Origin of the sequence: Pseudomonas sp. W2Aug9 (assembly GCF_023127755.1) — a bacterium.
GTDB lineage: Bacteria > Pseudomonadota > Gammaproteobacteria > Pseudomonadales > Pseudomonadaceae > Aquipseudomonas > Aquipseudomonas synxantha_A.
On sequence record NZ_SPKL01000015.1, the window covers coordinates 1 to 26,511 of the forward strand.

A 26,511-nucleotide genomic window follows, 5' to 3' on the forward strand; every position below is an offset into this window, starting at 1 on the left:
CCCCCCCGCCGGTCCCACCAGTGCCACCGTCAGTGCCGCCCGTGCCGCCGCCGGTCCCACCAGTGCCACCGTCAGTGCCGCCCGTGCCGCCGCCGGTTCCACCAGTGCCACCGTCAGTGCCGCCGGTTCCGCCGCCGGTTCCGCCGCCGGTTCCGCCAGTCCCACCGTCAGTACCGCCAGTACCGCCGCCAGTGCCACCACCAGTCCCGCCACCCGTGCCGCCGTCACCTGTGCCCGCACCTGCGCCAGCATCCGGCGATGACGCCGCCACGCTGGATTTATGCCCGCCGCCACCACTGCTGCAGCCGCCGAGGCTCATTGCCAGAATCAGGGCCAACGCGGTACTTGCTTTCCACAACACGACTTGAGTTTTCATGATTGAGTTCCTTGCACCTGGTACAACCTGGGTTGTTTCAAACCTTCGCTACTTCTTGGGGCAGCAATAGATTTGTCCGTGGTTCTATCTCAGGCCATGGCACTCTTTCGCACAACGCTCAACTTGGTATTAACAATTTATATACCCTAGGCATCGGTCAACTTAGCGACTAATACAAAGGGTGTATGGCAAGGATGCTTACTGAAATTTAGGTGATGTAAATCAAAAGGTTGAATAAATAAGCGGACCTCGTAAGGTCCGCTATAACTTTGGGTGTATATATACAATTAATCGGTTTTTTCAGGCGATCGGCTGCCACTTTCCGAACATATGCTCAATGCCGCCCGGCCCTTTAAGTTCCAACTCGCCACTGGAACCGGCTGCGCTGCTCATCAATATCACTTCACCGGGCAGGCGCACGGGTTTCCTGAACTCGACATTGATTTCAATATTGGCGGCCGGCAGGTGTTCTCCCAGCGCCGCGAGCGTGCGGGCCTTGTTCCACAGCCCATGGGCGATGGCTTGGGGAAAACCGAACAGCTTGGCCGTAGGCGCACTGAGATGGATGGGGTTGTAATCGCCGGACACGCGGGCATAGCGGCGACCGATATCGGTGGGCGCTTTCCAGCGGGTCAGTTCGTTGAGCGGCCCTGGGACGTGCACGCTGTTATTCAGCGATTCGCCTTCAAGCTTTACGCCACGACAGAGCATCTGGCTTTCGGCTTCCCATAGCAGTCCAAGGGCATCTTCGACCACGGTCGCAATGTCAAAGGTCGCGCCCTTGGCGTGGGGCTGTAGGTTGTGCGCGTACACACCGATGCTCAGCTCTCCCACGCCGCCCAGAGGCCGGTGAATGCGGATGCGATTGCTCAGGTGGACCAGCCCCAACAGCGGAAACGGAAACGCCTTGTCGGTCAGCAGTTGCAGTTGCAGACCGAACGCCAGGATGTGCGGGTAAGTCGCTGGCAGCATCGGGCTGTCGGTGAACCCGCAGACCTTGCGGTACGCCGCGACGGCCTTGGGATCGACGCTGACCCGACAGCGCCAGCCGCGTTCGGGCAACGTGCTGCCGGTGATCTTGCGCTTGAGTGCCGCACGCCAGTACAGCGGGAGTAGCGACGGTGTGCTGTCCAAGGTTTGCCATTGCATGCTTATGCTCCCAGAAGACTTTGCCCACACACACGCAGCGCCTGGCCGCTGACGGCACCGGAGCCCGGCTGGCCGAGCCAGGCCACGGCTTCGGCCACGTCCTGTGGCATGCCACCCTGGCCAAGCGAACTCATGCGTCGCCCGGCCTCACGCAGGGCAAACGGGATGTGTGCGGTCATCTGGGTTTCGATAAAGCCCGGCGCCACGGCGTTGATGCTGATCCCGCGTTGCTTCAAAAGGGGCGCCCATGCCTGGGCCAGGCCGATCAAACCGGCCTTGCTCGCGGCATAGTTGGTTTGCCCACGATTGCCGGCGATGCCACTGATGGACGCCAGCAGCACGACCCGTGCGTTGTCGTGCAGAGTGCCGCTGTCGAGCAGGGCCTTGGTCAGCACTTGCGGAGCATTGAGATTCACCGCCAGCACTGCGTCCCAGTATTCGGGCGTCATGTTGGCCAGGGTTTTGTCACGGGTGATGCCGGCGTTGTGCACCAGGATATCGAGCCCGTCGGGCAAGTGTTCGACCAACTGGCTGGCGGCGTCTTCGGCGCAGATATCCAGCACCACCGTACGCGCATTCAGGCGTGCGGCCAGGGCTTCGAGGTCGGCCTTGGCCTGGGGCACATCGAGCAAAATCACCTCGGCACCGTCGCGGGCCAGGGTTTCGGCGATGGACGCACCGATGCCCCGGGCGGCGCCAGTGACCAGCGCCTTGCGCCCCGCCAGCGGGCGCGTCCAGTCTTCGACCGGGGTGTCGCAGGCTGACAGGCGAATGACTTGGCCAGAAATGTAAGCGCTTTTGGGCGAGAGGAAAAACCGCAGCGCGCCCTCTAATTGGTCCTCGGCCCCGTCACCCACATACAGCAACTGCAACACGCCACCGCTGCGCAGTTCCTTGGCCAGCGAGCGGCTGAAGCCTTCCAGGGCGCGCTGGGCGCTGGCGGCAAACGGGTCGCTGAGGCTTTCCGGCGCACGGCCGAGGATCACCAGGTGCGCGCTATGGTCTAGGTTTTTCAGCAATGGCTGGAAGAACTCACGCAGTTGCTTGAGTTGGTCGGTGTGCTTCAAGTCACTGGCGTCGAACACCACCGCCTTGAGCTTGGGGCCGTGCCCGGGAATCCACACGGATGCCGTCGAGGCTTCTGCGCCGTAGCTGTAGATGGCGTCGGTGAGCCGATTGGCAAACGCCAGCACCTTGCTCGTCAATGCGCCGCCGCCCAGCAACAGTGCGCCTTCGACCGGGCGCAGGCGTCCGGCTTGCCAGCGTTCCAAGCGTACCGGTGACGGCAGGCCAATGGCGGCGACCAGGCGATGGCCGAGGCTTGAGTTGGCGAAGTCGATATAACGGTCAGACATGGAACGCTCTCCGAAGGCTGGGGTTCAAAGGGTTGACCATCCCAGGGTAGCAGTCGTTCGACTAGGCTCAGTGATCAAGCCCATAACCGACAGAGGGAGCTTTTCATGACTCAATTGCGCCGAGTGGCGATCATTGGCGGTAACCGCATTCCTTTCGCCCGTTCCAATGGCCCTTACGCCACGGCGAGTAACCAGGCGATGCTCACGGCCGCCCTGGAGGGTCTGATCGAGCGCTACAACCTGCATGGCCTGCGCATGGGCGAGGTGGCCGCCGGCGCGGTGCTCAAGCATTCCCGCGATTTCAACCTGACGCGCGAATGCGTGCTCGGCTCGCGGTTGTCGCCGCAGACCCCCGCGTACGACATCCAGCAAGCCTGTGGCACCGGCCTGGAAGCGGCGTTGCTGGTGGCCAACAAAATCGCGCTGGGCCAGATCGAGTGCGGCATTGCCGGCGGGGTGGACACCACGTCCGATGCACCGATTGGCGTGAATGAAGGGCTACGCAAGCTGCTGCTCAAAGCCAACCGCAGCAAATCCATGGCAGACAAATTAAAAATTCTGTTACAACTTCGTCCCCAGCACCTCAAGCCGGAACTGCCGCGCAATGGCGAACCGCGCACTGGGCTGTCCATGGGCCAACACTGCGAACTGATGGCCCAGACCTGGCAGATCCCGCGTGCCGACCAAGACCAGCTGGCGCTGGAGAGTCATCAAAAGATGGCCGCGTCTTACGCCGAAGGCTGGCACAACGATTTGCTCACGCCGTTTCTCGGCCTCACCCGTGACAACAACCTGCGCCCCGACCTGACCCTGGAAAAACTCGCCGCCCTCAAGCCGGCCTTCGAGCGTAGCGAAAAGGGCACGCTGACCGCCGGCAACTCTACGCCGCTGACCGATGGGGCCTCCCTGGTGCTGCTGGGCAGTGAAGCGTGGGCCAAGGAGCGGGGGCTGCCGATTCTTGCGTACCTGCGTGATGGCGAAGCGGCGGCGGTGGATTTCGTCAACGGTGCCGAGGGCCTGTTGATGGCGCCGGTGTATGCGGTGCCGCGCTTGCTGGCCCGCAATGGCCTGACCTTGCAGGATTTTGATTACTACGAGATCCACGAAGCCTTTGCTGCCCAGGTGTTGTGCACGCTCAAGGCGTGGGAAGACGCCGATTACTGCAAGACGCGCCTGGGCCTGGATGCTCCGTTGGGGGCTATCGATCGCAGCCGGCTCAACGTCAAGGGCAGTTCTTTGGCGGCAGGCCATCCATTTGCCGCCACCGGCGGGCGCATCGTTGCCAACCTCGCCAAGTTGCTGGATGCGGCGGGCAAAGGGCGGGGGTTGATTTCGATCTGTGCTGCTGGCGGCCAAGGGGTGACAGCGATTATCGAACGCTGATTGCCAAAAAAATTGGCCCATTGCATGCATTCTGAAGGGGTCAGAGGTCGGTAGCCTCTCCCACCGGCGAGCTGATTGCCGTATAACGAGTGCCACACGCGTGTTTGGTAATACAGGACCCACAATAAAAGCTGATGAAGACTCCTAAACGCATTGAACCCCTGATCGAAGACGGTCTGGTCGACGAAGTGCTGCGCCCACTCATGAGTGGTAAAGAAGCAGCTGTTTATGTGGTGCGCTGCGGCAACGAATTGCGTTGCGCGAAGGTTTACAAGGAGGCGAACAAACGAAGTTTTCGTCAGGCGGCCGAATACCAGGAAGGCCGAAAGGTCCGTAACAGCCGCCAGGCCCGGGCCATGGCCAAGGGCTCCAAGTTCGGCAAGAAAGAAACCGAAGATGCCTGGCAGAACGCCGAAGTGGCGGCGCTGTTCCGCCTCGCCGGTGCGGGCGTTCGCGTGCCCAAGCCGTACGACTTCCTTGAGGGCGTGCTGTTGATGGAGCTAGTGGCCGACGAGTACGGTGATGCAGCGCCGCGCCTGAATGACGTGGTGCTGGAGCCGGACCAGGCGCGCGAGTACCACGCCTTTCTGATCTCGCAGATCGTGCTGATGTTGTGCACCGGCCTGGTGCATGGTGACCTTTCCGAGTTCAACGTACTGCTTACGCCGACGGGCCCGGTGATCATCGACCTGCCCCAGGCAGTGGATGCGGCGGGCAACAACCACGCCTTCAACATGCTGGAGCGGGACGTGGGCAACATGGCTTCCTACTTTGGACGCTTTGCCCCGGAGCTGAAGAAGACCAAGTACGCCAAGGAAATGTGGGCGCTGTACGAAGCCGGCACCTTGCACCCGGCCAGTGTGTTGACCGGTGAGTTCGACGAACCGGAAGAGCTGGCGGACGTAGGCGGTGTGATCCGCGAAATCGAAGCGGCGCGGCTGGATGAAGAGCGTCGCCAGGCGATTCGCGCGGCAGACGATGCGCCACCGAGCAAAGTGCCGGACGAGCCACCGCCGCCGCCTTGGATGCAGTAACTCAAAACGGCGCGTTCCAATGTGGGAGCTGGCTTGCCTGCGATGCAGACCCCTTGGTGTATCAGTGACACCGAGGTGATGCTATCGCAGGCAAGCCAGCTCCCACATTGGGTTTTGTGTTTATCCGGTCAGGCACAGCAGTTCCCCGCCGCCAACTCCTTGAGTATCGGGCAATCGGGCCTATGATCGCCCTGGCAGTGCTCCATCAGGTCCTGCAGGGTGTCGCGCAGTTGCCCCAACTCGCGAATCTTGTGGTTGAGCTCGTCTATGTGCTGGCGCGCCAGGGCTTTTACGTCGGCGCTGGCCCGCTGCCGGTCTTCCCACAAGGTCAGCAGCTTTCCGACCTCTTCCAACGAAAACCCCAGGTCCCGCGAGCGCTTGATAAACGTCAGGGTGTGCAGGTCGTCGTGGCCATACACACGGTAGCCGCTATCGGTGCGATGGGCCGTTTTCAGCAGGCCGATGGATTCGTAGTAGCGAATCATCTTTGCACTCAGCCCGCTGGTGCGGGCGGCTTGGCCGATGTTCATGGGCGTTGATCCTCCAGGTCCTTGGGTTTCCAGGTTTTCAACAGCAGTGCATTGCTTACCACGCTGACGCTGGACAAGGCCATGGCAGCCCCAGCCAGTACCGGGTTGAGCAGGCCGAAGGCGGCCAGGGGAATGCCGATCAAGTTATACACAAAGGCCCAGAACAGATTCTGTCGAATTTTTGCATAGGTTTTGCGGCTGATCTCCAGCGCGGCCGGCACCAGGCGCGGGTCGCCGCGCATCAGGGTGATGCCGGCGGCGTGCATGGCCACGTCGGTGCCGCCGCCCATGGCAATGCCGATATCGGCAGCGGCCAGCGCCGGGGCATCATTGATACCGTCGCCCACCATGGCCACCACCCCGGTTTTTTTCAGCTCGGCAACGGCGGCAGCTTTGTAAGCCGGCAGCACTTCGGCGTGCACGTCATCGATCCCCAACGCCTGCGCAACGTCCCGTGCACTGCCGTGGTTATCGCCGGTAATCAGGTGGCTGCTGATGTGCTGCGCCTTGAGTTGTTGCACCGCCTCAAGTGCGCCGGGCTTGAGGGTGTCGCCAAACGCAAACAGGCCCAGCACACGCGGTTGCGCACCTTGCTCGATCAGCCAGGACAAGGTGCGGCCTTCGGCTTCCCATTCCTTGGCACGCTGAGCCAAATCGCCTGCGTCCAGACCGGTTTCCTCCAGCAGGCGTCGATTGCCAAGCGCCAGTGGGCGACCGTCCAGCGTACCGGCAATGCCGCGTCCGGTCAGGGATTGGCTGGCGCTCACATCGGCCACGTCCAGACCTTTCTCTTGGCAGGCATCCAGCACGGCTTTGGCCAGCGGGTGTTCACTGCCGCGTTGCAAGGCGCCGGCCTGTTGCAATAAGAGGGCTTCGTCGCCGTCTACCGCCGCCAGGTGCGCAATTTTCGGTGCGCCGGAGGTCAGGGTGCCGGTCTTGTCGAACACCACGGCGCTCACGGCATGGGCGCGTTCCAGGGCTTCGGCATCCTTGATCAGAATACCGTGGCGTGCTGCGACGCCGGTGCCGGCCATGATCGCGGTCGGCGTGGCCAGGCCCAGGGCACAAGGGCAGGCGATCACCAGCACGGCGACCGCATTGATGATCGCGGTTTCCAGCGATGCGCCATACAACCACCAGCCCACTACGGTGATCAGTGCCAATACCAACACGGCCGGTACGAACACCTGGCTGACTTTATCCACCAGTTTCTGGATCGGTGCCTTGGCGGCCTGGGCGTCTTCGACCAGGCGGATGATGCGCGCCAGCACGCTCTCCGCGCCCAGGGCCAGGGTGCGCACCAGCAAACGGCCTTCACCGTTGATGGCGCCACCGGTGACCGGGTCGCCGGGCTGTTTCGGCACCGGCAGGCTTTCGCCGCTGATCAGCGCTTCATCGGCATGGCTTTGGCCTTCCACCACCTCGCCGTCTACCGGGAAGCGTTCGCCGGGTTTGACCAGCACCAGGTCACCGTGCTTCAAGGCATTGATCGCGACGTCTTCTTCGCGGCCATCCAGCACGCGGATCGCCCGTTCCGGACGCAAGGCTTCAAGGGCGCGGATGGCGCTGGCGGTCTGGCGCTTGGCGCGGCTTTCCAGGTATTTGCCCAGCAGCACCAGAGCGATGACCACCGCTGAGGCTTCGAAGTACAGGTGCGGCGTCACGCCTGGGGCGGCGGTGAGCCATTCATAGATACTCAGGCCGTAGCCGGCGCTGGTGCCGATCGCCACCAGCAGGTCCATGTTGCCGGCGCCGGCGCGTACGGCTTTCCACGCGGCGACGTAAAAGCGGGCACCCAGAATAAATTGCACCGGTGTGGCCAGGGCGAACTGTATCCAGGCCGGGAGCATCCAGTGCAGGCCGAAGGGTTCTACCAGCATCGGCAGCACCAGGGGCAGCGCCAGCACAATCCCCGCCACCAGCGCCCAGCGTTCGCGGCGCAGGCGCCCGGCCTGGTCGGCTTCGGTGGCGGTTTCGCTTTGTGGCAGGGTGGCGGTGTAGCCGGCCTTGTCGACTGCGGCGATCAACACGCTGGCATCCATCGGGCCGAGCACTTCGATATGGGCGCGTTCGTTGGCCAGGTTGACGCTCACGCGTTGCACCCCCGGCACCTTGCCCAGCGCGCGTTCGACGCGGCCGGCACAGCTGGCGCAGGTCATGCCGCCGATGGGCAAGTCAAATGTGGTGGATCCATTCATGGGGCAGTCCTCCAGAAGAAGTTGCCACTAGGATCAACCTTAACCTGTGGGGAAGGTCAAGCGTCTTCAGTATTCCAATGCGGCAGGTTTGAGGTACATGCCGTCCTGGCCCTGGGCAATACGCAATTTGCGGACATCACCGGCTTTCAACGTAATGTTCTGCGCCGCCGGCGCCAGCATCCCTGGCTGGCAGCCCGGGGACTGGCCTGGCAATAGCTTGAGGCGCAGCGACACGTTACCTGCGGGCAGATTGAACGAGGTGGCTTGTTCCTGGAACAGGCGTCCGGCCAGTTGGTCCTGAAGATACAGGCCAATTTCGCAATTGGTGGGTACTTCCAGGCGTTCGCGGGAAATGATCAGCACCGCATAATCTTCAGCGGCGAGAGCCTGGGGCGCAGCGGCAGACAAGCTCATCAGGCCGGCAAGGGCAAAAAACGACCAGCGCATGGCGAATGCTCCATGGTTCACAGCGAGGAAAGTTGAAGCTTGGCCGACGTCGCCTGCGAATACCAGCCCGGCCGATTTTTTTGAAACTTGACCTTGCCATCATGGCAAGCTTGAGACTGGGTTCAACCTCATCAAAGGAGTCATGTCATGCAAATATTCAGCGTTGAAGGAATGACCTGTGGCCATTGCGTTAAAGCGGTGACCCAGGCGGTACAGAGCCAGGACCCGGCAGCGAGTGTCGAAGTAGATTTGGGCGCTAAAGAAGTGCGCGTGGCAAGCAGTCTGCCCTCGGATAAGGTCATCCAACTGATCACCGAGGAGGGCTACACCGCCAAACTGGCGTGATTTTTTCTGATCGTTAGCGACCTAACGTAATGTTCACGGCACCCAAGCGCGGCTAGACTGTCGAGCTGCCGACTCACTTGGGTGTCTGATGAACCTTCGCATAATCCTGATTCTGGGCGCCTTGAGCGCCTTCGCGCCGTTGGCGATCGACTTCTACCTGCCGGGCTTTCCTGCCATGGCCACGGCCTTTGCCACTGACGAAAAACATATCCAGTTAACCTTGGCGGTGTATTTCGCCGGCCTGGCTATCGGTCAATTGATCTACGGCCCGCTGGCTGACCGTTTCGGTCGGCGCGTGCCGCTGCTCAGCGGCGTCACCTTGTTTACTCTCGCATCCTTCGCCTGTGCCTACGCGCCGTCGCTGGAGTGGCTGATCGGCGCGCGTTTCGTGCAGGCCCTTGGCGGTTGTGCGGGCATGGTGATTTCCCGGGCGGTGGTCAGTGACAAGTGCGACGCAGTGGGCTCGGCCAAGGTGTATTCGCAACTGATGCTGGTCACCGGCCTGGCGCCGATCCTTGCGCCATTGGCGGGTGGGCTGATGGTCGGGGTGTGGGGCTGGCAGTCGATTTTCCTGGCACTGTCGTTGTTCAGCGTGATGGCGGCTATCGCCGTGGCAGTCGGGTTGCCGGAAACCTTCCCGGCCGATCAGCCGCGCCAGCCATTGTCTGGTTCGTTGCGCCGCTACGGCTCGCTGTTGTCGGACCGCGTGTACCTGGGCTATGCCTTGACTGGCGGCATCTCGATTGCCGGGATGTTTGCCTACATCGCCGGCTCCCCCTTCGTATTTATCAAACTCTACGGCGTGCCTGCCGAGCATTACGGCTGGCTGTTCGGTTCCAACGCAGCCGGCTTTATCCTGGTGGCGCAGTTGAATGCGCGGTTGCTGGCCAAGCGTGGCCCGGCGTTTTTGCTGTCGCGTACGGTGTGGGTCTACGTGGCGGCAGCGTTGACGCTGCTGGGGATTGCCGCGCTGCGTACTGAGGCGCTGTGGCCGTTGCTGGTGCCGCTGTTTATCTGCATCGCCAGCCTGGGCTGCATTTTGCCGAACACCTCGGCCTGTGCCATGAGCGGGCAAGGCGCACGGGCGGGCAGTGCCTCGGCGTTGCTCGGGTGTATCCAGTTCGGCGTGGCGGCGGGTGCGGCGTCGCTGGTCGGCGTGTTGCATGATGGTACGGCGATGCCGATGGCCATGGTCATCAGCTTGTGCGGCGTGCTGGCGGTAACGATTGCAATGTCGACCCAGCGCCTGCAACGGGCAAGGGCCACGCAGGCGCAGGTCTGATAGACGGGTCAGCCAGCGGCAGAGCGCTGCTGGACGAGGGGGAAACGGTGGGGGGCCTGTATCCGCGCTTGCAGGGTGTCAACAAAGGCGCGGGCCTCGGCTTCACTGCGGAAGGTGATGGCTTCGCCGTCGAGACGAACCTGCCATTGGCTGCCTGGGGATTTTGCTGACGCTTTTATCAGGATCTTCATTGCTGACTTCCTCGCGTAAAAGACTCGTGGCAAAGGCGGCCAATATAAACCCGAATCCCCTTAAAAATATGACAAGGGTCAACTCTCAGACTAATGGTGTCGTCCATTACTTACATGAATAACGGACGACACTGACAGTCGTTTTTTCAGAACCCTTCCAGCACGATCTTGCCCTTGGCCTTGCCGCTTTCCAGCAGTGCGTGGGCACGGCGCACATTGGCTGCATTGATCACACCGAAATGCTCGCCCACCGTGGTTTTCAGGGTGCCGGCGTCGATCAGATCGGCCACGCGGTTAAGCAGGTTGTGCTGCTCGATCATGTCGGGGGTCTCGAACATCGAGCGGGTGTACATGAACTCCCAGTGCAGCGACAGGCTCTTGCGCTTGAGCTTGCTTACATCCAGCGCCTTGGGGTCGTCGATCAACGCCAGCTTGCCTTGGGGTTGCAGCGCTTCCACCAGTTGATCCAGGTGATGCTCGGTTTGGGTCAGGCTGGCGACGTGGGTCACTTGCCCAAGGCCTGCCTGTTTTAGCGCTTCGCTCAGCGGCTGACTGTGGTCGATCACTACGTGGGCGCCCAAGGCTTTGGCCCATTCCTGAGTCTCGGGGCGCGAGGCGGTACCGATGACTTTCAGCGCCGTGAGTTGGTTGGCCAGTTGGGTCAGGATCGACCCCACGCCGCCGGCAGCGCCGACGATCAGCAGGCTCTGGCCGTGATCTTCCTTGCCTTCGGGTATTTGCAAACGTTCAAACAGCAGCTCCCACGCGGTGATGGCGGTCAACGGCAGCGCGGCCGCTTCGGCAAACCCCAGGCTTTTGGGCATATGGCCGACGATGCGTTCATCGACCGTATGCAGTTCGCTGTTGCCGCCTGGGCGCACCAGGGAGCCGGCGTAGAACACCTTGTCACCGGCTTTGAACAGCGTCACATCGCTGCCGACCGCCTTGACCACACCGGCCACGTCCCAGCCCAACACCTTGGCGTCGCCATTTTCCGGGGCGACGTTGTGGCGCACCTTGGTGTCCACCGGGTTGACCGAGATGGCTTTGACTTCCACCAGCAGGTCGCGCGGGCCGGCCACGGGCTCCGGCAGCTCTATATCTTGCAGGGATTTTGGGTCGTTGATCGGCAATGACGTGTAGTAGGCAATGGCTTTCATGAGGGCTCCGGTAAAAGGTCTGAGTGATATAGCTAAGAACGGGATGGGCAGATGATTGGCTATTTCCTACGCAGATAAAAGCGGCTAAAACAGCAGTCTGTTTCAACCAAATTTTGATAATTGGCGGAATTCCATGCTGCGTTTTGATGATTTGCAGTTGTTTGTACGTGCTGCGGACCTGGGCAGCCTGTCGGCGGCGGCACGGGTGATGGACCTGTCACCGGCAGTGGCCAGCGCCGCGCTCAAGCGTATCGAACAACAGCTGGGCACGCGTTTGCTGGCGCGCTCCACCCGCAGCCTGCGCCTGACTGCCGAAGGCGAGGGCTTCCTGGAATATGCGCGTGCGTCATTAAGTGCGCTGGACGATGGCCGGCGCTTATTGGCCAGTGGCCAGGATCATGTGAGCGGCGTGCTGCAATTGTCGGCGCCGTCGGATTTTGGTCGCAACCAGCTGTTGCCGTGGCTGGATGAGTTCCAGCAGCAACACCCGCAACTGAACGTGCGCCTGTTGCTGGGCGATCGCATTGCCGACCTGTTCCGCCAGCCAGTGGACATAGCCCTGCGCTATGGTGAACCCGAAGATTCCAGCCTGGTGGCTCTGCCCATCGCCCCGGACAATATTCGTGTGCTGTGCGCCGCGCCGAGCTACCTCGCCCGGCATGGCGAACCCCAGCATCTGGAGCAACTGGCCCAGCACAATTGCCTGCTGTACATGCTCGGCAGCCGGGTGCATGACCATTGGGGGTTTTATGACGGCAAGCGCCACGTGAGCCTGACAGTCAGTGGTGACCGGTTCAGTGATGACGCCGATGTGGTGCGGCGCTGGGCGGTGGCGGGCATGGGCATCGCTTACAAATCCTGGTTGGATATCAGCACCGACGTGCTGGCCGGGCGCTTGCGTTTGATCCTGCCGCAGCTGCAGGGCGAGCGCACACCGCTCAACTTGCTATGTGCCCATCGTGCGCAATTGAGCAAACCCATCAATCTGCTGCGGGAGATGCTCGTGTCCCGCTGTGCGATCTTGACGGCGCAACGACCGGGGCGAACGGCGACTGGGCAATAGCCTGCGTAATGATCGGAAATTTCACTCATACCCTGTCCTGATCCGAGCTGTCGGAGGCCGCGGAACCTGCTGCGTGCGCACCTATACTTTGGCGTCAACCGCAGCAGAAAAATGGTCTTACAGGGAGTGAATACATGGAAGCAGCACCTTGCATCAGTCAGATCGCCAGCTTGCTTGCCGAGCCCAAACGCACGGCCATGCTCTGGGCCCTGATGGACGGTTCGGCGAAGTCTTCAGAAGAGCTGGCAACGCTGGCCGGGTTGTCGCCGGCGTCGGCCAATGCCCATTTGGCGCGGCTGACCGGCAGCGGTTTGCTGCGGACCGAGGCCCGACGTGGCAAGCGCTTGTTTCGCGTGGCGGCTGCGGATGTGAGTGCCGCCATTGATGCGCTGGCAAGCACCACCATGGCCAGCGCGGCGCGCAGCACACCGCAAGCCTTGCCGCCGGCACTGATGGCACCGCAGTTGTTGCGCCGTGCCCGCTGGTGTCACGGCCATCTCGGCGGCGAGTTGGCGGCGCAGTTGTATCAACGGATGCTTGAGGCCGGATGGTTCGAGCGCCATGAGCAGCGTACCGAGGTTACGGTCAAGGGCGCGCAGCATTTGGCGGACCTGGGGATTTTTATCCAGGCCCTGGCAGCGCCGCTGGTGTGCGACTGTTTCGACTGGAGCCAGCAGCAACCGCATCTGGGCGGAGCATTGGGGGCGGGGTTGATGCAGCTGTTTCTGCAGGCCAACTGGATCAGCGTGATCAACGAGTCGCGTGCCTTGTCAGTCAACGAGGCAGGGCTCAGGGAGATCAGCCGGCTGGCGGCACGTTAAGCGCGTCGTTCAGAGCTGCAATCAGGTCGCATCCAGCAATAGCCAGGACAAACGATGCCGCACACTCGCCAAGGGGATTTTTCATACGGGGGGATGCGGCATGGTCAGGCAGGGTTATAGCGCAGCACAGCGGCTGGAACGGTTGCCCATCAGCGGTTACCACCGAGTCATCTTCATCATCATTGCCTTGGCGTTTTTCTTCGACTCCATGGACTTGGCAATGATGACCTTTCTGTTGGGCTCGATCAAAACCGAGTTTGGCTTGAGCACGGCCCAGGCCGGGTTGCTGGCCAGTTCGAGTTTTTTCGGCATGGTGGTGGGTGCTTCTCTTTCTGGAATGCTCGCGGATCGCTTTGGGCGCAAACCGGTGTTTCAGTGGAGCATCGTGTTGTGGGGCGTTGCCAGTTACCTGTGCTCCACGGCGCAGACGGTGGAGGCGTTGACGTTGTTTCGGATCCTGTTGGGCATTGGCATGGGCATGGAGTTTCCTATTGCTCAGTCGATGCTGTCGGAGTTGATTCCCGCCAAACGGCGCGGGCGTTACATCGCGTTGATGGATGGTTTCTGGCCGTTGGGCTTTGTAGCCGCCGGGGTGCTGTCGTACTTTTTGCTGCCGGTGATTGGTTGGCGCGACATCTTCCTGGTGTTGGCGGTACCGGCGGTGTTTGTGTTGGCCATCCGCTTCTTTATTCCAGAGTCGCCGCGTTGGCTGGAACAGGCCGGGCGCCACGAAGCGGCGGACAAGGTATTGCTGGGTATCGAGCAGAAGGTACGCGACTCCCTGGGCCGCGCCGATTTGCCGGAGCCGATGGCCCTGCCATGGGTAGAGAGTACGCCGGGTACATTCTTTTCCGCGTTCCAGCAGCTGTGGTCGGCGCAGTACCGCCAACGCACGATGATGATCTGGAGCGTGTGGTTCTTTGCCTTGCTCGGGTTCTACGGGCTGACGTCGTGGTTGAGCGCGCTATTGCAGCAATCGGGTTTCGCCGTGACCCAGTCGGTGTATTACACGGTGATCATTTCCCTGGGCGGGATCCCCGGCTTTTTGATGGCGGCCTGGCTGGTCGAGCGCTGGGGGCGTAAACCGGTGTGCGTCGTGACGCTGCTGGGTGGCGGGGTGATGGCGTTTCTGTATGGGCAAAGTGCTGTGTTTGGCGGCAATGTGGCCCTGCTGATCACCTCCGGGTTGTTGATGCAGTTTTTCCTGTTTGGCATGTGGGCGGTGCTGTACACCTACACGCCGGAGCTATATCCCACTTCGGCGCGAGCTACAGGTTCCGGATTTGCGTCAGCGATTGGCCGCGTAGGCTCGTTGCTGGGGCCGTTGGTGACCGGGTTGGTATTTCCGATAACCGGGCAGGGCGGGGTATTTGCCTTGGGGGCGTTGTGCTTTGCCGTGGCGGCGCTGGTGGTGTGGGTGTTCGGGATGGAGACCAAGGGCAAGACGCTGGAAGAGCTCACCCAAATCTGAAGGTCAGCGCAAAACCTATGTGGGAGGGGGGCTTGCTCCCGATGAGGGAGTGTCAGTAAACACATCTGTGACTGACCCACCGCCATCGGGGGCAAGCCCCCTCCCACATTTAGCCTGCATTCGTTCAATGATGGCCGGTTATGGCTTTACGAGCCGCGCATCCAGGCTGTTCTGCGCCAGGCGTTTGGCCTGGTCCTGGGTCATGCCCAGGGAGGTGTGCAGCGCGTGGAAGTTCTCGGTGACATAACCGCCGAAGTAGGCCGGGTCGTCCGAGTTCACGGTGACTTTCACGCCACGTTCGAGCATGTCGAGGATGTTGTGCTGTGCCATGTCGTCGAACACGCAGAGTTTGGTGTTGGACAGCGGGCATACCGTCAGCGGGATCTGTTCGTCGATGATGCGCTGCATCAAGCGTTCATCTTCAATGGCACGCACGCCGTGGTCGATACGCTGGATTTTCAGCAGGTCGAGCGCTTCCCAGATGTACTCGGGCGGGCCTTCTTCGCCGGCGTGGGCGACGGTGAGGAAGCCTTCGTGGCGGGCACGATCGAACACGCGCTGGAACTTGCTCGGCGGGTGACCCATTTCTGAGCTGTCCAGGCCCACGGCCACGAACGCGTCACGGAACGGCAGGGCCTGGTCGAGAGTTTTCTCGGCTTCGGCTTCGCTCAGGTGGCGCAGGAAGCTGAGGATCAAGCCGCTGGTGATGCCCAGTTGCTGCTCGCCATCTTTAAGCGCAGCGGCGATGCCGTTCAGCACGACTTCGAACGGGATGCCACGGTCGGTGTGGGTTTGTGGATCGAAGAACGGTTCGGTGTGGATCACGTTTTGGGCTTTGCAGCGCAGCAGGTAGGCCCAGGTCAGGTCGTAGAAATCCTGGGACGTGCGTAGCACATCGGCACCTTTGTAATACAGGTCGAGAAACTCTTGCAGGTTGTTGAAGGCGTAGGCCTTGCGCAGGGTGTCGACGTCGTTCCACGGCAGCGCAATCTTGTTGCGCTCGGCCAGGGCGAACAGCAACTCAGGCTCCAGCGAACCCTCCAGGTGCAGGTGCAGTTCAGCCTTGGGCAGGGCGTTGAGCCAATCGTACATAGTTAAAATCTCATCAGGTGCAATGGCGGCATTCTACAGGCCATGGCTGAAATAATCGGCAAAACCTGACCAGCAGGAGAGTATTTGTGTCACTCACGCAAGGGTGAGCTGAACTAAGGTGTAACGAAACGTTAGCGGCTTGGCGCAGTCTGTACCCCATCAATGACTGATTCGCTGCACGAAAAGGCCCGTAATGCTCACACACTTCAAGCAAGAAAAATTCATGCTGCTGGCGCTGATTGCCGCCATTGCGGCTTATCCGCTGGAGCACTGGATGCTCCACAGTGGGCAACTGGTGGCCCTGCTGGCCGGTGCTGCGCTGATCGCGTTTATCGTAATGGCCTCAATGCGCGTAGCCCATCACGCCGAGCAGTTGGCAGAAAAGGTTGGCGACCCCTACGGCACCATGATCCTGACCCTCGCGGCCGTGTTGGTGGAAGTGGTGATCCTGGCGATCATGATGAGCAACGAGCCATCGCCCACCCTGGTGCGCGATACCATTTACTCGGCGGTGATGCTGGATATCAACGGTATTCTCGGCCTGGCCGCCTTGATGGGGGGCATCAAGCATGGGGAACAGTCCTACAACGATGACTCAGCGCGCACCTACAGCGTGATGATCCTCACCGCCATGGGCGTGTCGATGGTGGTACCGGAATTTATCCCCGAGGCCGATTGGAAAATTTACTCGGCCTTCACCATTGGCGCGATGGTGGTGCTCTACACCTTGTTCCTGAGGATGCAGGTAGGCCCACACAGTTATTTCTTCAGCTACAGCTACCCGGAAAAACGCCGCAAGAAATCAACCGAAGAAGAACACACACCGCCCGTTAACCTCGCGTTCTCGATAGGCACGTTGGTGTTTGGCGTGATTGTGATTGGCGCGTTGGCCGAGGTGATGTCCAAAACCCTGGATCTGGGCCTGGAAGGCACGGGCGCGCCGCCGGTGATCACGGCGATTGTGGTGGCGGCTATCTCGGCCGCGCCAGAAATTCTGACGGCATTGCGCGCTGCATTGGCCAACCGTATGCAGTCGGTGGTGAATATCGCGTTGGGTGCTTCGTTGTCTACGGTGATCCTGACGGTGCCGGTGATGGAAGCCATGGCGCTCTATAGCGGCCAGCCGTTCCAGATGGCGATGACGCCGGTGCAGACGGTGATGGTGTTTATCACGCTGATTGTCAGCGCGATCAACCTCAACGATGGCGAGACGAATGCCATTGAAGGGATGACTCATTTTGTGTTGTTTGCGACTTTTATCATGTTGTCGCTGCTGGGGCTGTAACTGTTTTTGATGACGCCGTAGACCCAATGTGGGAGCGAGCAGGCCCCCCTCCCACATTTTGATCGGCGTCTGGCTCAGGTGCCGGCGATGAGTTGGCGAGCCGCCTGGGTGTGATCGGCGATCAAGCCTTTCAGGTCCAGGCCTTCGACTTGGCCGTCGATCACCCGCCACTTGCCGCCGATCATCACTCGATCCGCCCGGTCCGCACCGCACAACAGCAGCGCTGAAATTGGATCGTGGCTACCGGAGAAGCGCAGTTCATCAAGTTTGAACAATGCCAGGTCAGCCTGCTTGCCTACGGCCAATTCACCGATGTCCGTTCGGCCCAGCAACTGTGCCGAACCTTTGGTTGCCCAGCCCAGCACGCCTTCTGGGGTGATCTTTTCTGCGCCATAACGCAGGCGCTGAATGTACAGGGCCTGACGCGCTTCAAGGATCATGTTCGAGGCATCGTTGGACGCCGAGCCGTCCACGCCCAGCCCGATGGGCGCGCCGGCGGCAAGCAGGTCCAGGGTCGGGCAGATACCGGAAGCCAGGCGCATGTTGGAGCTTGGGCAGTGGCAGATCCCCGTACCGGCGGCACCCAGGCGTGCGATTTCATCCGGGTTGAAGTGAATGCCGTGGGCCAGCCAGGTGCGTGGGCCGAGCCAGCCGACGCTGTCGAGATAATCCACGGTACGCAGGCCGAAGCGTTGCAGGCAGAAGTCTTCTTCGTCGAGGGTTTCCGCCAAGTGGGTATGCAGGCGCACATCCAGGCGGTTGGCCAATTCGGCGCTGGCTTGCATGATCTCGGGGGTGACGGAAAACGGCGAGCACGGAGCCAGGGCAATCTGAATCTGCGCGCCGTCACCCCGCTCGTGATATTCGCGGATCAGGCGCTGGCTGTCGTCAAGAATGACCTGGCCTTGTTGCACGGTCTGCTGCGGTGGCAGGCCGCCATCGGCTTCGCCCAGGCTCATGGAGCCGCGGGTGAGCATGGCGCGCATCCCCAGTTCGCGCACGCTGGCTACCTGCACATCAATGGCGTTTTCCAAACCATCGGGGAACAGGTAGTGGTGGTCGGCCGCCGTGGTGCAGCCCGACAGCAGCAATTCAGCCAGGGCGACTTTGCTGGCCAGGGCGAGTTTTTCCGGGGTAAGCCGCGCCCATACCGGGTACAGCGTTTTCAGCCAGGGAAACAGCGGCTGGTTGACCACCGGGCCCCAGGCGCGGGTGAGGGTTTGATAGAAATGATGGTGAGTGTTGATCAGCCCGGGCAGGACCACATGTTCGCGAGCATCGAACACCTGCGTGCAGGGTTGTGCCGGTTCTTGGCCCTGGGCCAGTAATTCGGTGATCACACCGTCTTGCAGCACCAGGCCGCCACGGGCGTCGAGGCCATTGGCAGTGAAAATCGCGAGGGGGTTTTTTAACCAGATACGGGTCGCAGGCATTGGCCGGCTCCTCTGAATGATGGGTTCAGGTTTGCCAGCTCAGTGTTGCCCTGTCTGCTGATCCAGGGTCGCCGGGGAGGGCGAGGGGGCTAGATTACGTGTAGTTCATTACGGGGTCTAGCTGTAGGAGTAGGTACAGAGTGGGAGGGGGGCTTGCTCCCGATAGCGGTGGACCAGTCCACACAGCATAGACTGACACTCAGCCATCGGGAGCAAGCCCCCTTCCACAGGTTGATCGGTGTATTTACCAGGCGATGGTGTCGCCCTTGTAGTCCACGAAGTGATGGCCGCCCTTGCCGGTGTAGGCATTTACTTGATCCACCAGGCCGCGCACGCTGGTGTCGACGTCGATATGTGCGTTCTCTCCGCCCATGTCGGTTTTCACCCAGCCAGGATGCAGCGACAGAACCGTCGGCTTGTGGTCGCCCAACTGGGTGATAAAGCTGTTGGTCATTGAGTTGAGGGCAGCCTTGCTGGCCTTGTACAGCGCCAGGTCCGAACCGTCGGGAATGGTCACGCTGCCCAGCACCGAACTCATGAACGCCAGCACGCCGGTGTCTTTGCGGATCTGCCCGACAAAGCGCTGGGCCAGGTTGATCGGCGCCACGGCGTTGGTGAAAAACAGCTGGCCGACCTCTGCGAGGGTGGCGTGGCCTGGCTCCTGGTTCGCCGGGCCCTTGACGCCAGCGTTGACGAACAGCAGGTCGAAGGTGCGGTCTTTCAAGCGTTGGGCCAGGGCGATCACGGCTTGCTGATCGTCCATATCCAATTTCTCGATCTGCACAAGGCCCACAGCTTTGAGGGCATCGGCCTTGTGCGGATCACGCACGGTGGCGGTGACGTCCCAGCCATCCTGGAGCAGTTGCTTGACCAGGCCAAGGCCCAGCCCGCGCGAGGCGCCGATGATCAGTGCGGTTTTTGGCGTAGACATGAAGGCTTCCTTTGAAGTCGCGGTTCAGGGAGTTCAGCACCTAACAGTAGCAGTTTCAGCGTTGCAGCAGGATGCGCCCACGGCTCAGGTCGGCGAGCTGGGTTTGCAGGGTGTCGATGTGTGCCCCTGCCAGCGCAAGGTGTAGCTCCACGCCGTTGGCGGTGAAGGTTTCTTCCAGCACTAAACCGCCGAGTTCGGCGACGCGCAGCTTCACCAGGTTCAGCTCGGAGAACCCACAGGCGCAGCTCAGGGGCACACGGCTGATCAGTTCGATACGCTCGGCATTTTGCAGGCATTTGTTTGCGCCACCACCGTAGGCACGGGCGAGTCCGCCCGTACCCAATTGAATGCCGCCGTACCAGCGGATCACCAGCACCGCGACCTGATCGAACCCCTGGGCCTCGATAGCCGCGAGGATCGGTCGCCCGGCGGTGCCACCGGGTTCGCCGTCGTCGTTGCTGCGGTATTGATCGCCCAGCTTCCAGGCCCAGCAGTTGTGCGTGGCGTTCAGGTCGCTGTGCTGCTCGAAAAACGCCTGGGCGTCCTGCGGGCTGGTGATCGGCACCGCCAAGGTGATAAAGCGGCTTTTGCGTATTTCTTCATGAAATTCGCAAAAGCCTGTCAGCGTAAAAGACATAACTCGCTTCGTTTTTATAGGGCCGGCTTGATGCCGCAGCCTTTGAGAATGATATGGATCAGGTTGGTGCCGGCGTCTTCCATGTCCTGCTTGGTCAACTTGGTGCGACCGGTGACTCGGCAGATCTGGGTGGCGAAGTCGGCGTAGTGCTGGGTGCTGCCCCACAGCAGGAAGATCAAGTGCACGGGATCGACGGGGTCCATTTTGCCGGCGTCGATCCACGCCTGGAACACCGCGGCTCGGCCACTGAACCAGGCGCGATAGTCCTGACCGAAATATTCGGTGAGGCATTCGCCGCCGCTGATGATCTCCATGGCGAAGATCCGCGAGGCTTGTGGTTGGCGCCGCGAGAACTCCATCTTGGTGCGGATGTAGCGCGCAAGCGCCACGGCCGGGTCATCCTCGGCGGTCAACGCGTTGAAGGTGCTGTCCCATAATTCGAGGATATTGCTGAGCACCGCGATATACAGGCCCAGCTTGTTGGTGAAGTAGTAGTGCAAGTTGGCCTTGGGCAGCCCGGCACTGGCAGCGATGGTGTTCATGCTGGTGCCTTTGTAGCCATGGCGGGCGAATTCATCTTCAGCAGCCTGGAGAATAGCTTGTTCGTTCTTTTGCCGAATGCGGCTGGCGGGTTTACCGGCGTGGTTGCTGTGGGCAGGAACTTCGAGGCTCATGGAGGTTTCCGTGCTGATCGATAAAGGCGACGTGTGCACAGATAACCCACCCTCAAGCCTCAGACAAGTCCCGATGCAATAAAACCGTCAAAGCGGCTCCAGGCTTTCGCTTTGCGCTGTTGGGTTTGTAGCGCATGTACTCACCTTGGCTTCCGGCAGCAACAGGCACAATACGATGGCGGTGAGGCCGCCGCTGGTGATGGCCGAGTCGAACAGGTTCTGTACCAGTGTCGGCATCAGGTGCAGCAAGTTGGGTTGAGCGGCGATACCCAGGCCGACGCCAAACGAGGTGGCAATGATCAACATGCTGCGTCGATCCAGCGGCGCCTGGGCGAGGATACGCACGCCGGCGGCGGCCACGCTGCCGAACATCACCAGGGTCGCGCCGCCCAGCACCGGCTTGGGGATTTGCTGCAGTACGGCGCCGATCAATGGAAACAGGCCCAGACAGAACAGCAGCACACCGATATACAAACCGACGTAACGGCTGGCCACGCCGGTGAGCTGGATCACGCCATTGTTCTGGGCAAAGGTGGTGTTGGGGAACGCGCTGAAGGTGGCGGCAATCATGCAGCTCACGCCATCGCCCAGCACGCCGCCCTTGAGCCGGCTTATATAAGATGCACCGCTGATGGGTTGGCGGGCGATCATGCAATTGGCCGTGAGGTCGCCGACGGTTTCGATGCTGCTGATCAGATAAATCAGCGCAATCGGCAGGAAAGCGCTCCAGTCAAAGTTGATACCAAACCGGAACGGCATCGGCAGGCTGATCAAGGGCAAGTCGGGCAGGGCTTGGGGCACCAATTTACCGCTGAACCACGCCGCGAGGCTCCCCAGGGCCAGGCCGATGATAATGGCGCTCAAGCGTACCCACGGGGTATTGGAGCGGTTGAGCAGGATGATTGTCAGTACCACGAACAGGCCGAGTGCCAGGTTCGCAGGGGCGCCGAAGTCTGGCGCATTAAAACCGCCGCCGAGGTCGGTAATCCCCACTTTGATCAGGCTGATGCCGATCAACGTGATGACGATCCCCGTTACAAGGGGGGTGATGACACGACGCAGTTGGCCAATGAAGCGGCTCAACACGATCTGCACCGCCGCGCCGAAGAAGCACACGCCGAAGATCATCGCCAGAATGTCTTCCGGGCTGCCGCCGCGTTGCTTGACTAGAAAGCCTGCCGCCAACACCGCGCCGAGAAACGCAAAGCTAGTGCCTTGCAGGCAGATCATACCGGCGCCGATACCATACGGCCTGCGTGCCTGGATGAACGTGCCTACACCGGACACCATCAGCGCCATGCTGATCAGATAGGGCAGGTGGGCGGTGAGGCCGAGCGTGGAGCCGATGATCAGCGGCGGAGTAATGATGCCGACGAACGCCGCCAGCACATGTTGTAGTGCTGCCAATAGAGCCGGCAGTGGTTTGGGGCGATCGTTGAGGCCGTAGATCAGGTCGCTGGGGCTGGCAGATTCTGGTGGCATGGCGGGTAGACTCGAGGCGGACGGTTCAAGGTCCTTGTGCCTTGCAAAAAGCTGTCCATGTGCTCAGCTTTTTGCGTGAGGCCCGAGTTAGCGCGTCGCGGCCAGGCTTTCAAGGAAACTTTCCAGCACCAAATGAGGGCGCCGGCCTTTGCGCGTGACCGATGCCAGGCTCAAATCGTAAAAACGTGTAGCCGGTTTCAGCGCGCGCAGTCGGCCTTGTTGCACCCACAGGCTGGCGTAGTGATCGGGCAAGTAGCCGATATAGCGGCCAGTGAGGATCAGGAACGCCATGCCTTCACGGTCCGAAGCGCTGGCCGTGCAGTTGAGCGCCTGGTAGTGGGCCTGGATCTCTGCGGGGAGGCGAAAGGTAGGGGCGATGGCGTCCTGGCTATCGATGCGCTCGTCATCGAGTTGTTTGTTGTCGGCGTAAAAGAGCGGGTGCCCGACCGCGCAATAAAGCAGTGAGCGCTCGCTGTACAGCGGTTGGTATTCCAGACCCGACAGGGCGCTGGCCTGGGGCACCACGCCGACATGCAGGCGGCCATCAAGTACACCTTGTTCTACTTCATTGGGGGCGATCATGCGGATCTGGATCTGCACGTCCGGGCCGCGTTCCTTCAACTGCGCCAGTGCGTGGGTGATGCGCATATGCGGCAGGGTGACGAGGTTGTCGGTGAGGCCGATGATCAACTCGCCGCGCAAATGCTGGTGCAGGCCGTTGACCTCGGTGCGAAAGCTTTCCAGGGCGCTCAACAATTGCAGGGCTGACTGATAAACCTCGCGGCCTTCCTCCGTCAGGGAAAAACCGGCGCGGCCGCGTTGGCAAAGTCTGAGGCCGAGCCGCTGCTCCAGGTCGCTCATCTGCTGGCTGATGGCCGAGCGGCCGATGCCGAGCACGGTCTCTGCCGCCGAGAAGCCGCCGCATTCCACCACGCTGCGAAAGATGCGCAGCAAGCGAATGTCGAAGTCGCTGACTTGGGCCAAAGGGTCGGGACGACGGCTGCTCATAGTTTAGTGAAGTCCTGACTGAAGGTTAGAAGAGTTGGATTTCACCGACTTTATCCCCGTGGCAATTTAGCTGCAACCAAGCTTTTTCAATCCCGACGCTGCCTTTTGCCTTGCGAGGTTTTGCTGATGAACATGCCCGAAAACGCCCCATCGACCCTGGCCAGCCAACTCAAGCTGGATGCGCACTGGATGCCCTACACCGCCAACCGCAACTTCCAGCGCGACCCGCGCCTGATCGTGGCCGCTGAAGGCAGTTGGTTGACCGATGACAAGGGGCGCAAGGTTTATGATTCGTTGTCGGGCCTGTGGACCTGTGGCGCCGGGCATACGCGCAAGGAAATCCAGGAGGCGGTCGCCAAGCAATTGGGCACCTTGGACTACTCCCCAGGCTTCCAATACGGTCATCCGTTGTCCTTTCAGTTGGCGGAAAAGATCACCGACCTGACCCCAGGCAACCTGAATCATGTGTTCTTCACCGATTCGGGCTCTGAATGTGCCGATACGGCGGTGAAGATGGTGCGGGCCTACTGGCGCCTCAAAGGTCAGGCCACCAAGACCAAGATGATTGGTCGCGCCCGTGGTTACCACGGTGTGAACATCGCTGGTACCAGCCTGGGCGGTGTGAACGGTAACCGTAAGCTGTTTGGCCAGGCGATGATGGATGTCGACCACCTGCCTCACACCTTGCTGACCAGCAACGCCTTCTCCCGGGGCATGCCGGAGCAGGGCGGTATTGCCTTGGCCGATGAGTTGCTCAAACTGATCGAACTGCATGACGCGTCGAACATCGCAGCCGTGTTTGTCGAGCCGATGGCCGGTTCCGCTGGCGTATTGGTGCCACCGCAGGGTTATCTCAAGCGCCTGCGCGAAATTTGCGACCAGCACAATATCCTTTTGGTGTTCGACGAAGTGATCACAGGCTTCGGCCGTACCGGCTCAATGTTCGGTGCCGACAGTTTTGGCGTGACCCCGGACCTGATGTGTATCGCCAAGCAGGTCACCAATGGCGCTATTCCGATGGGCGCGGTGATTGCCAGCAGCGAGATCTACCAGACCTTCATGAATCAGGCGACGCCGGAATACGCCGTGGAATTCCCCCACGGCTACACCTACTCGGCGCACCCGGTGGCTTGCGCGGCGGGCTTGGCGGCATTGGACCTGTTGCAGAAAGAAAACCTGGTGCAGAGCGTAGCCGAAGTCGCACCGCACTTTGAGAATGCGCTGCACGGTTTGAAGGGCAGCAAGAATGTGATCGACATTCGCAACTACGGCCTGGCCGGTGCTATCCAGATTGCCCCGCGTGATGGGGATGCCATCGTGCGCCCATTCGAGGCCGGCATGGCATTGTGGAAGGCCGGTTTCTATGTGCGTTTTGGCGGCGACACCCTGCAGTTCGGGCCAACCTTCAACAGCAAGCCGCAGGACCTGGACCGTCTGTTTGACGCGGTCGGCGAAGTGCTGAACAAGATCGACTGATTTCTCCTTCTATATAGAACAATTTTTCAGGAGCCCTGCATGAGCCTTATCCAGCATTTGATCAACGGTGAGCTGGTCAACGACAGCGGTCGTAGTGCCGACGTCTATAACCCGTCTACCGGCCAGGTGATTCACCAGGTGCCGTTGGCCAGCCGTGAAACCATTCAACAGGCGATTGACTCAGCCAAGGCGGCGTTTCCGGCCTGGCGCAATACGCCTCCGGCCAAGCGTGCCCAGGTGATGTTCCGTTTCAAGCAGTTGCTGGAGCAAAACGAAGCACGTATCTCGCAGTTGATCAGTGAGGAGCATGGCAAGACCCTGGAAGACGCGGCGGGTGAACTCAAGCGTGGGATCGAGAACGTGGAGTACGCGTGCTCGGCACCGGAGATTCTCAAGGGCGAATACAGCCGCAACGTGGGGCCGAACATTGATGCCTGGTCGGACTTCCAGCCGCTAGGCGTGGTGGCGGGTATCACCCCGTTCAACTTCCCGGCGATGGTGCCGTTGTGGATGTACCCGCTGGCGATTGTGTGCGGTAACTGTTTCATCCTCAAACCTTCGGAGCGTGATCCGAGTTCTACGTTGTTGATCGCGCAACTGTTGCAGGAGGCTGGGCTGCCTAAAGGCGTACTGAGTGTGGTGCACGGCGACAAAGGCGCGGTGGACGCATTGATTCAAGCGCCGGAAGTTAAAGCCTTGAGCTTTGTAGGCTCGACGCCGATTGCCGAGTACATCTATAGCGAAGCGACCAAGCGCGGCAAGCGTGTGCAAGCGTTGGGCGGGGCGAAGAACCATGCGGTGCTGATGCCGGATGCAGACCTGGACAACGCCGTGAGTGCCTTGATGGGCGCGGCTTATGGTTCTTGCGGCGAGCGTTGCATGGCGATTTCGGTGGCGGTGTGCGTGGGCGACCAGGTGGCGGACGCGTTGATCGCTAAGCTGGTGCCGCAGGTCAAGGCGTTGAAGATCGGCGCGGGCACCTCCTGTGGCCTGGATATGGGCCCGTTGGTGACGGGGCAGGCACGAGATAAGGTCAGTGGCTATATAGAAGAGGGTGTTTCGGCGGGTGCAGAGCTGGTCGTTGATGGTCGCGGCTTGAGCATTGCCGGGCATGAACAAGGATTTTTCCTTGGCGGCAGTCTGTTCGACCGCGTTACCCCCGAGATGCGGATCTATAAAGAAGAGATCTTTGGGCCAGTGTTGTGCGTGGTCCGGGTGGATAGCCTGGAAGCGGCGATGCAACTGATCAACGATCATGAATACGGCAACGGTACCTGCATCTTCACGCGTGACGGTGAAGCCGCGCGGCTGTTCTGTGATGAGATTGAGGTCGGCATGGTAGGGGTTAACGTACCGTTGCCGGTGCCGGTTGCATATCACAGCTTCGGTGGCTGGAAGCGCTCTCTGTTTGGCGACTTGCACGCCTATGGGCCGGACGGGGTGCGTTTCTATACCCGTCGCAAGGCGATCACTCAGCGTTGGCCGCAACGGGCCAGTCATGAAGCGTCGCAGTTCGCCTTCCCTAGTCTGTAAGACTCGATAAGCGAAAGCCGGCCCCCTTGGGGCCGGCTTTCGCGTTTCTAAGGCATTTTCGACCGATATGACAGAAATGTGAAAAAGAAGGTTGACGGCAGATTCTGGAAGCCTATAATTCGCCCCACTTCCGGCGCAGTCGAAACGGAAAGCTC

Annotated in this window: 24 protein-coding genes and 1 pseudogene; 10 read left to right on the forward strand and 15 right to left on the reverse strand. The window is 60.8% G+C overall.

The window, feature by feature from the left end; all coding sequences use genetic code 11:
* The 3 genes and pseudogenes from E3O56_RS12725 to E3O56_RS12735 form a co-directional block, all read right to left on the reverse strand.
* Window positions 1-376, reverse strand: a pseudogene (locus E3O56_RS12725) (hypothetical protein); the annotation flags it as partial.
* Window positions 377-676: 300 nt separating this feature from the next.
* Window positions 677-1,525, reverse strand: a complete 849-nt coding sequence (locus tag E3O56_RS12730) for a MaoC/PaaZ C-terminal domain-containing protein (protein ID WP_078820200.1) — start codon at window positions 1,523-1,525, stop codon at window positions 677-679.
* Between the two features lie 2 nt (window positions 1,526-1,527).
* On the reverse strand, window positions 1,528-2,880 hold the full coding sequence (locus E3O56_RS12735; RefSeq protein WP_032878079.1) for a 3-oxoacyl-ACP reductase: 1,353 nt from the start codon (window positions 2,878-2,880) through the stop codon (window positions 1,528-1,530).
* A 105-nt stretch (window positions 2,881-2,985) separates the two neighbouring features.
* On the opposite strand from E3O56_RS12735, the gene E3O56_RS12740 reads away from it, so the two are divergent.
* Window positions 2,986-4,263 (forward strand): acetyl-CoA C-acetyltransferase, encoded by a 1,278-nt coding sequence (locus E3O56_RS12740; RefSeq protein WP_078820201.1) that lies wholly within the window; start codon window positions 2,986-2,988, stop codon window positions 4,261-4,263.
* 134 nt (window positions 4,264-4,397) lie between these two features.
* Window positions 4,398-5,297 carry a PA4780 family RIO1-like protein kinase gene (locus E3O56_RS12745; RefSeq protein ID WP_005784460.1) on the forward strand — a complete coding sequence of 300 codons (900 nt, stop codon included), beginning with the start codon at window positions 4,398-4,400 and terminating at the stop codon, window positions 5,295-5,297.
* Between the two features lie 128 nt (window positions 5,298-5,425).
* On the opposite strand, the gene cueR is transcribed toward E3O56_RS12745, so the two are convergent.
* The 3 genes from cueR to E3O56_RS12760 form a co-directional block, all read right to left on the reverse strand.
* Window positions 5,426-5,827: a Cu(I)-responsive transcriptional regulator gene (cueR, locus tag E3O56_RS12750; RefSeq protein WP_003188242.1), complete on the reverse strand. Its 402-nt coding sequence runs from the start codon at window positions 5,825-5,827 to the stop codon at window positions 5,426-5,428.
* The gene (locus E3O56_RS12755; protein ID WP_248128369.1) at window positions 5,824-8,025 is read right to left on the reverse strand and encodes a heavy metal translocating P-type ATPase; all 2,202 of its coding nucleotides are present in this window, start codon (window positions 8,023-8,025) and stop codon (window positions 5,824-5,826) included. The genes cueR and E3O56_RS12755 overlap by 4 nt, the downstream gene beginning before the upstream one ends.
* A gap of 66 nt (window positions 8,026-8,091) precedes the next feature.
* On the reverse strand, window positions 8,092-8,472 hold the full coding sequence (locus tag E3O56_RS12760; RefSeq protein WP_032878074.1) for a hypothetical protein: 381 nt from the start codon (window positions 8,470-8,472) through the stop codon (window positions 8,092-8,094).
* A 147-nt stretch (window positions 8,473-8,619) separates the two neighbouring features.
* Here E3O56_RS12760 and E3O56_RS12765 point away from each other — a divergent pair, with 147 nt between their 5' ends.
* Window positions 8,620-8,817 (forward strand): cation transporter, encoded by a 198-nt coding sequence (locus tag E3O56_RS12765; RefSeq protein WP_228309305.1) that lies wholly within the window; start codon window positions 8,620-8,622, stop codon window positions 8,815-8,817.
* Window positions 8,818-8,905: 88 nt separating this feature from the next.
* Complete coding sequence (locus tag E3O56_RS12770; RefSeq protein WP_032878072.1) at window positions 8,906-10,099, forward strand: multidrug effflux MFS transporter; 1,194 nt, start codon at window positions 8,906-8,908, stop codon at window positions 10,097-10,099.
* Window positions 10,100-10,107: 8 nt separating this feature from the next.
* Here E3O56_RS12770 and E3O56_RS12775 read toward each other — a convergent pair whose 3' ends face one another.
* Window positions 10,108-10,290 (reverse strand): hypothetical protein, encoded by a 183-nt coding sequence (locus E3O56_RS12775; RefSeq protein ID WP_032878071.1) that lies wholly within the window; start codon window positions 10,288-10,290, stop codon window positions 10,108-10,110.
* Window positions 10,291-10,436: 146 nt separating this feature from the next.
* The gene (locus tag E3O56_RS12780) at window positions 10,437-11,450 is read right to left on the reverse strand and encodes a zinc-binding alcohol dehydrogenase family protein (RefSeq protein WP_005784471.1); all 1,014 of its coding nucleotides are present in this window, start codon (window positions 11,448-11,450) and stop codon (window positions 10,437-10,439) included.
* A 133-nt stretch (window positions 11,451-11,583) separates the two neighbouring features.
* Here E3O56_RS12780 and E3O56_RS12785 point away from each other — a divergent pair, with 133 nt between their 5' ends.
* The 3 genes from E3O56_RS12785 to E3O56_RS12795 all read left to right on the forward strand — a co-directional run bounded on the left by E3O56_RS12785 (window position 11,584) and on the right by E3O56_RS12795 (window position 14,805).
* Complete coding sequence (locus tag E3O56_RS12785; RefSeq protein ID WP_103733862.1) at window positions 11,584-12,513, forward strand: LysR family transcriptional regulator; 930 nt, start codon at window positions 11,584-11,586, stop codon at window positions 12,511-12,513.
* Between the two features lie 134 nt (window positions 12,514-12,647).
* Window positions 12,648-13,334 carry a helix-turn-helix transcriptional regulator gene (locus E3O56_RS12790; protein WP_032878068.1) on the forward strand — a complete coding sequence of 229 codons (687 nt, stop codon included), beginning with the start codon at window positions 12,648-12,650 and terminating at the stop codon, window positions 13,332-13,334.
* A 100-nt stretch (window positions 13,335-13,434) separates the two neighbouring features.
* Window positions 13,435-14,805: an MFS transporter gene (locus E3O56_RS12795; protein ID WP_032878067.1), complete on the forward strand. Its 1,371-nt coding sequence runs from the start codon at window positions 13,435-13,437 to the stop codon at window positions 14,803-14,805.
* Between the two features lie 138 nt (window positions 14,806-14,943).
* On the opposite strand, the gene E3O56_RS12800 is transcribed toward E3O56_RS12795, so the two are convergent.
* Window positions 14,944-15,897 (reverse strand): adenosine deaminase, encoded by a 954-nt coding sequence (locus E3O56_RS12800; RefSeq protein ID WP_005784479.1) that lies wholly within the window; start codon window positions 15,895-15,897, stop codon window positions 14,944-14,946.
* A gap of 193 nt (window positions 15,898-16,090) precedes the next feature.
* Here E3O56_RS12800 and E3O56_RS12805 point away from each other — a divergent pair, with 193 nt between their 5' ends.
* Complete coding sequence (locus E3O56_RS12805) at window positions 16,091-17,182, forward strand: calcium:proton antiporter (RefSeq protein ID WP_216090695.1); 1,092 nt, start codon at window positions 16,091-16,093, stop codon at window positions 17,180-17,182.
* 74 nt (window positions 17,183-17,256) lie between these two features.
* Here E3O56_RS12805 and E3O56_RS12810 read toward each other — a convergent pair whose 3' ends face one another.
* The 6 genes from E3O56_RS12810 to E3O56_RS12835 form a co-directional block, all read right to left on the reverse strand.
* Window positions 17,257-18,615: an 8-oxoguanine deaminase gene (locus E3O56_RS12810; RefSeq protein WP_248128370.1), complete on the reverse strand. Its 1,359-nt coding sequence runs from the start codon at window positions 18,613-18,615 to the stop codon at window positions 17,257-17,259.
* Between the two features lie 244 nt (window positions 18,616-18,859).
* Window positions 18,860-19,546 carry an SDR family oxidoreductase gene (locus E3O56_RS12815; protein WP_248128371.1) on the reverse strand — a complete coding sequence of 229 codons (687 nt, stop codon included), beginning with the start codon at window positions 19,544-19,546 and terminating at the stop codon, window positions 18,860-18,862.
* Between the two features lie 55 nt (window positions 19,547-19,601).
* Complete coding sequence (locus E3O56_RS12820) at window positions 19,602-20,183, reverse strand: YigZ family protein (protein ID WP_248128372.1); 582 nt, start codon at window positions 20,181-20,183, stop codon at window positions 19,602-19,604.
* 14 nt (window positions 20,184-20,197) lie between these two features.
* Window positions 20,198-20,857, reverse strand: coding sequence for a TetR/AcrR family transcriptional regulator (locus E3O56_RS12825; RefSeq protein WP_005784489.1), 660 nt, complete (start codon window positions 20,855-20,857; stop codon window positions 20,198-20,200).
* Window positions 20,858-20,944: 87 nt separating this feature from the next.
* On the reverse strand, window positions 20,945-22,339 hold the full coding sequence (locus E3O56_RS12830; RefSeq protein WP_032878062.1) for a nucleobase:cation symporter-2 family protein: 1,395 nt from the start codon (window positions 22,337-22,339) through the stop codon (window positions 20,945-20,947).
* Between the two features lie 87 nt (window positions 22,340-22,426).
* Complete coding sequence (locus E3O56_RS12835; RefSeq protein WP_003188270.1) at window positions 22,427-23,347, reverse strand: LysR family transcriptional regulator; 921 nt, start codon at window positions 23,345-23,347, stop codon at window positions 22,427-22,429.
* 126 nt (window positions 23,348-23,473) lie between these two features.
* Here E3O56_RS12835 and E3O56_RS12840 point away from each other — a divergent pair, with 126 nt between their 5' ends.
* Both E3O56_RS12840 and E3O56_RS12845 read left to right on the forward strand, forming a co-directional pair.
* Window positions 23,474-24,823 carry an aspartate aminotransferase family protein gene (locus E3O56_RS12840; protein ID WP_103733860.1) on the forward strand — a complete coding sequence of 450 codons (1,350 nt, stop codon included), beginning with the start codon at window positions 23,474-23,476 and terminating at the stop codon, window positions 24,821-24,823.
* Between the two features lie 39 nt (window positions 24,824-24,862).
* The gene (locus E3O56_RS12845; RefSeq protein WP_032878059.1) at window positions 24,863-26,356 is read left to right on the forward strand and encodes a CoA-acylating methylmalonate-semialdehyde dehydrogenase; all 1,494 of its coding nucleotides are present in this window, start codon (window positions 24,863-24,865) and stop codon (window positions 26,354-26,356) included.
* The last annotated feature ends 155 nt before the right edge of the window (window positions 26,357-26,511 follow it).

Bases quoted from the DNA above. Each gene is read 5' to 3' on its own strand.
- E3O56_RS12730 (WP_078820200.1), bottom strand. From the start codon at position 1,525: ATGCAATGGCAAACCTTGGACAGCACACCGTCGCTACTCCCGCTGTAC.
- E3O56_RS12735 (WP_032878079.1), bottom strand. From the start codon at position 2,880: ATGTCTGACCGTTATATCGACTTCGCCAACTCAAGCCTCGGCCATCGC.
- E3O56_RS12740 (WP_078820201.1), top strand. From the start codon at position 2,986: ATGACTCAATTGCGCCGAGTGGCGATCATTGGCGGTAACCGCATTCCT.
- E3O56_RS12745 (WP_005784460.1), top strand. From the start codon at position 4,398: ATGAAGACTCCTAAACGCATTGAACCCCTGATCGAAGACGGTCTGGTC.
- cueR (WP_003188242.1), bottom strand. From the start codon at position 5,827: ATGAACATCGGCCAAGCCGCCCGCACCAGCGGGCTGAGTGCAAAGATG.
- E3O56_RS12755 (WP_248128369.1), bottom strand. From the start codon at position 8,025: ATGAATGGATCCACCACATTTGACTTGCCCATCGGCGGCATGACCTGC.
- E3O56_RS12760 (WP_032878074.1), bottom strand. From the start codon at position 8,472: ATGCGCTGGTCGTTTTTTGCCCTTGCCGGCCTGATGAGCTTGTCTGCC.
- E3O56_RS12765 (WP_228309305.1), top strand. From the start codon at position 8,620: ATGCAAATATTCAGCGTTGAAGGAATGACCTGTGGCCATTGCGTTAAA.
- E3O56_RS12770 (WP_032878072.1), top strand. From the start codon at position 8,906: ATGAACCTTCGCATAATCCTGATTCTGGGCGCCTTGAGCGCCTTCGCG.
- E3O56_RS12775 (WP_032878071.1), bottom strand. From the start codon at position 10,290: ATGAAGATCCTGATAAAAGCGTCAGCAAAATCCCCAGGCAGCCAATGG.
- E3O56_RS12780 (WP_005784471.1), bottom strand. From the start codon at position 11,450: ATGAAAGCCATTGCCTACTACACGTCATTGCCGATCAACGACCCAAAA.
- E3O56_RS12785 (WP_103733862.1), top strand. From the start codon at position 11,584: ATGCTGCGTTTTGATGATTTGCAGTTGTTTGTACGTGCTGCGGACCTG.
- E3O56_RS12790 (WP_032878068.1), top strand. From the start codon at position 12,648: ATGGAAGCAGCACCTTGCATCAGTCAGATCGCCAGCTTGCTTGCCGAG.
- E3O56_RS12795 (WP_032878067.1), top strand. From the start codon at position 13,435: ATGGTCAGGCAGGGTTATAGCGCAGCACAGCGGCTGGAACGGTTGCCC.
- E3O56_RS12800 (WP_005784479.1), bottom strand. From the start codon at position 15,897: ATGTACGATTGGCTCAACGCCCTGCCCAAGGCTGAACTGCACCTGCAC.
- E3O56_RS12805 (WP_216090695.1), top strand. From the start codon at position 16,091: ATGCTCACACACTTCAAGCAAGAAAAATTCATGCTGCTGGCGCTGATT.
- E3O56_RS12810 (WP_248128370.1), bottom strand. From the start codon at position 18,615: ATGCCTGCGACCCGTATCTGGTTAAAAAACCCCCTCGCGATTTTCACT.
- E3O56_RS12815 (WP_248128371.1), bottom strand. From the start codon at position 19,546: ATGTCTACGCCAAAAACCGCACTGATCATCGGCGCCTCGCGCGGGCTG.
- E3O56_RS12820 (WP_248128372.1), bottom strand. From the start codon at position 20,183: ATGTCTTTTACGCTGACAGGCTTTTGCGAATTTCATGAAGAAATACGC.
- E3O56_RS12825 (WP_005784489.1), bottom strand. From the start codon at position 20,857: ATGAGCCTCGAAGTTCCTGCCCACAGCAACCACGCCGGTAAACCCGCC.
- E3O56_RS12830 (WP_032878062.1), bottom strand. From the start codon at position 22,339: ATGCCACCAGAATCTGCCAGCCCCAGCGACCTGATCTACGGCCTCAAC.
- E3O56_RS12835 (WP_003188270.1), bottom strand. From the start codon at position 23,347: ATGAGCAGCCGTCGTCCCGACCCTTTGGCCCAAGTCAGCGACTTCGAC.
- E3O56_RS12840 (WP_103733860.1), top strand. From the start codon at position 23,474: ATGAACATGCCCGAAAACGCCCCATCGACCCTGGCCAGCCAACTCAAG.
- E3O56_RS12845 (WP_032878059.1), top strand. From the start codon at position 24,863: ATGAGCCTTATCCAGCATTTGATCAACGGTGAGCTGGTCAACGACAGC.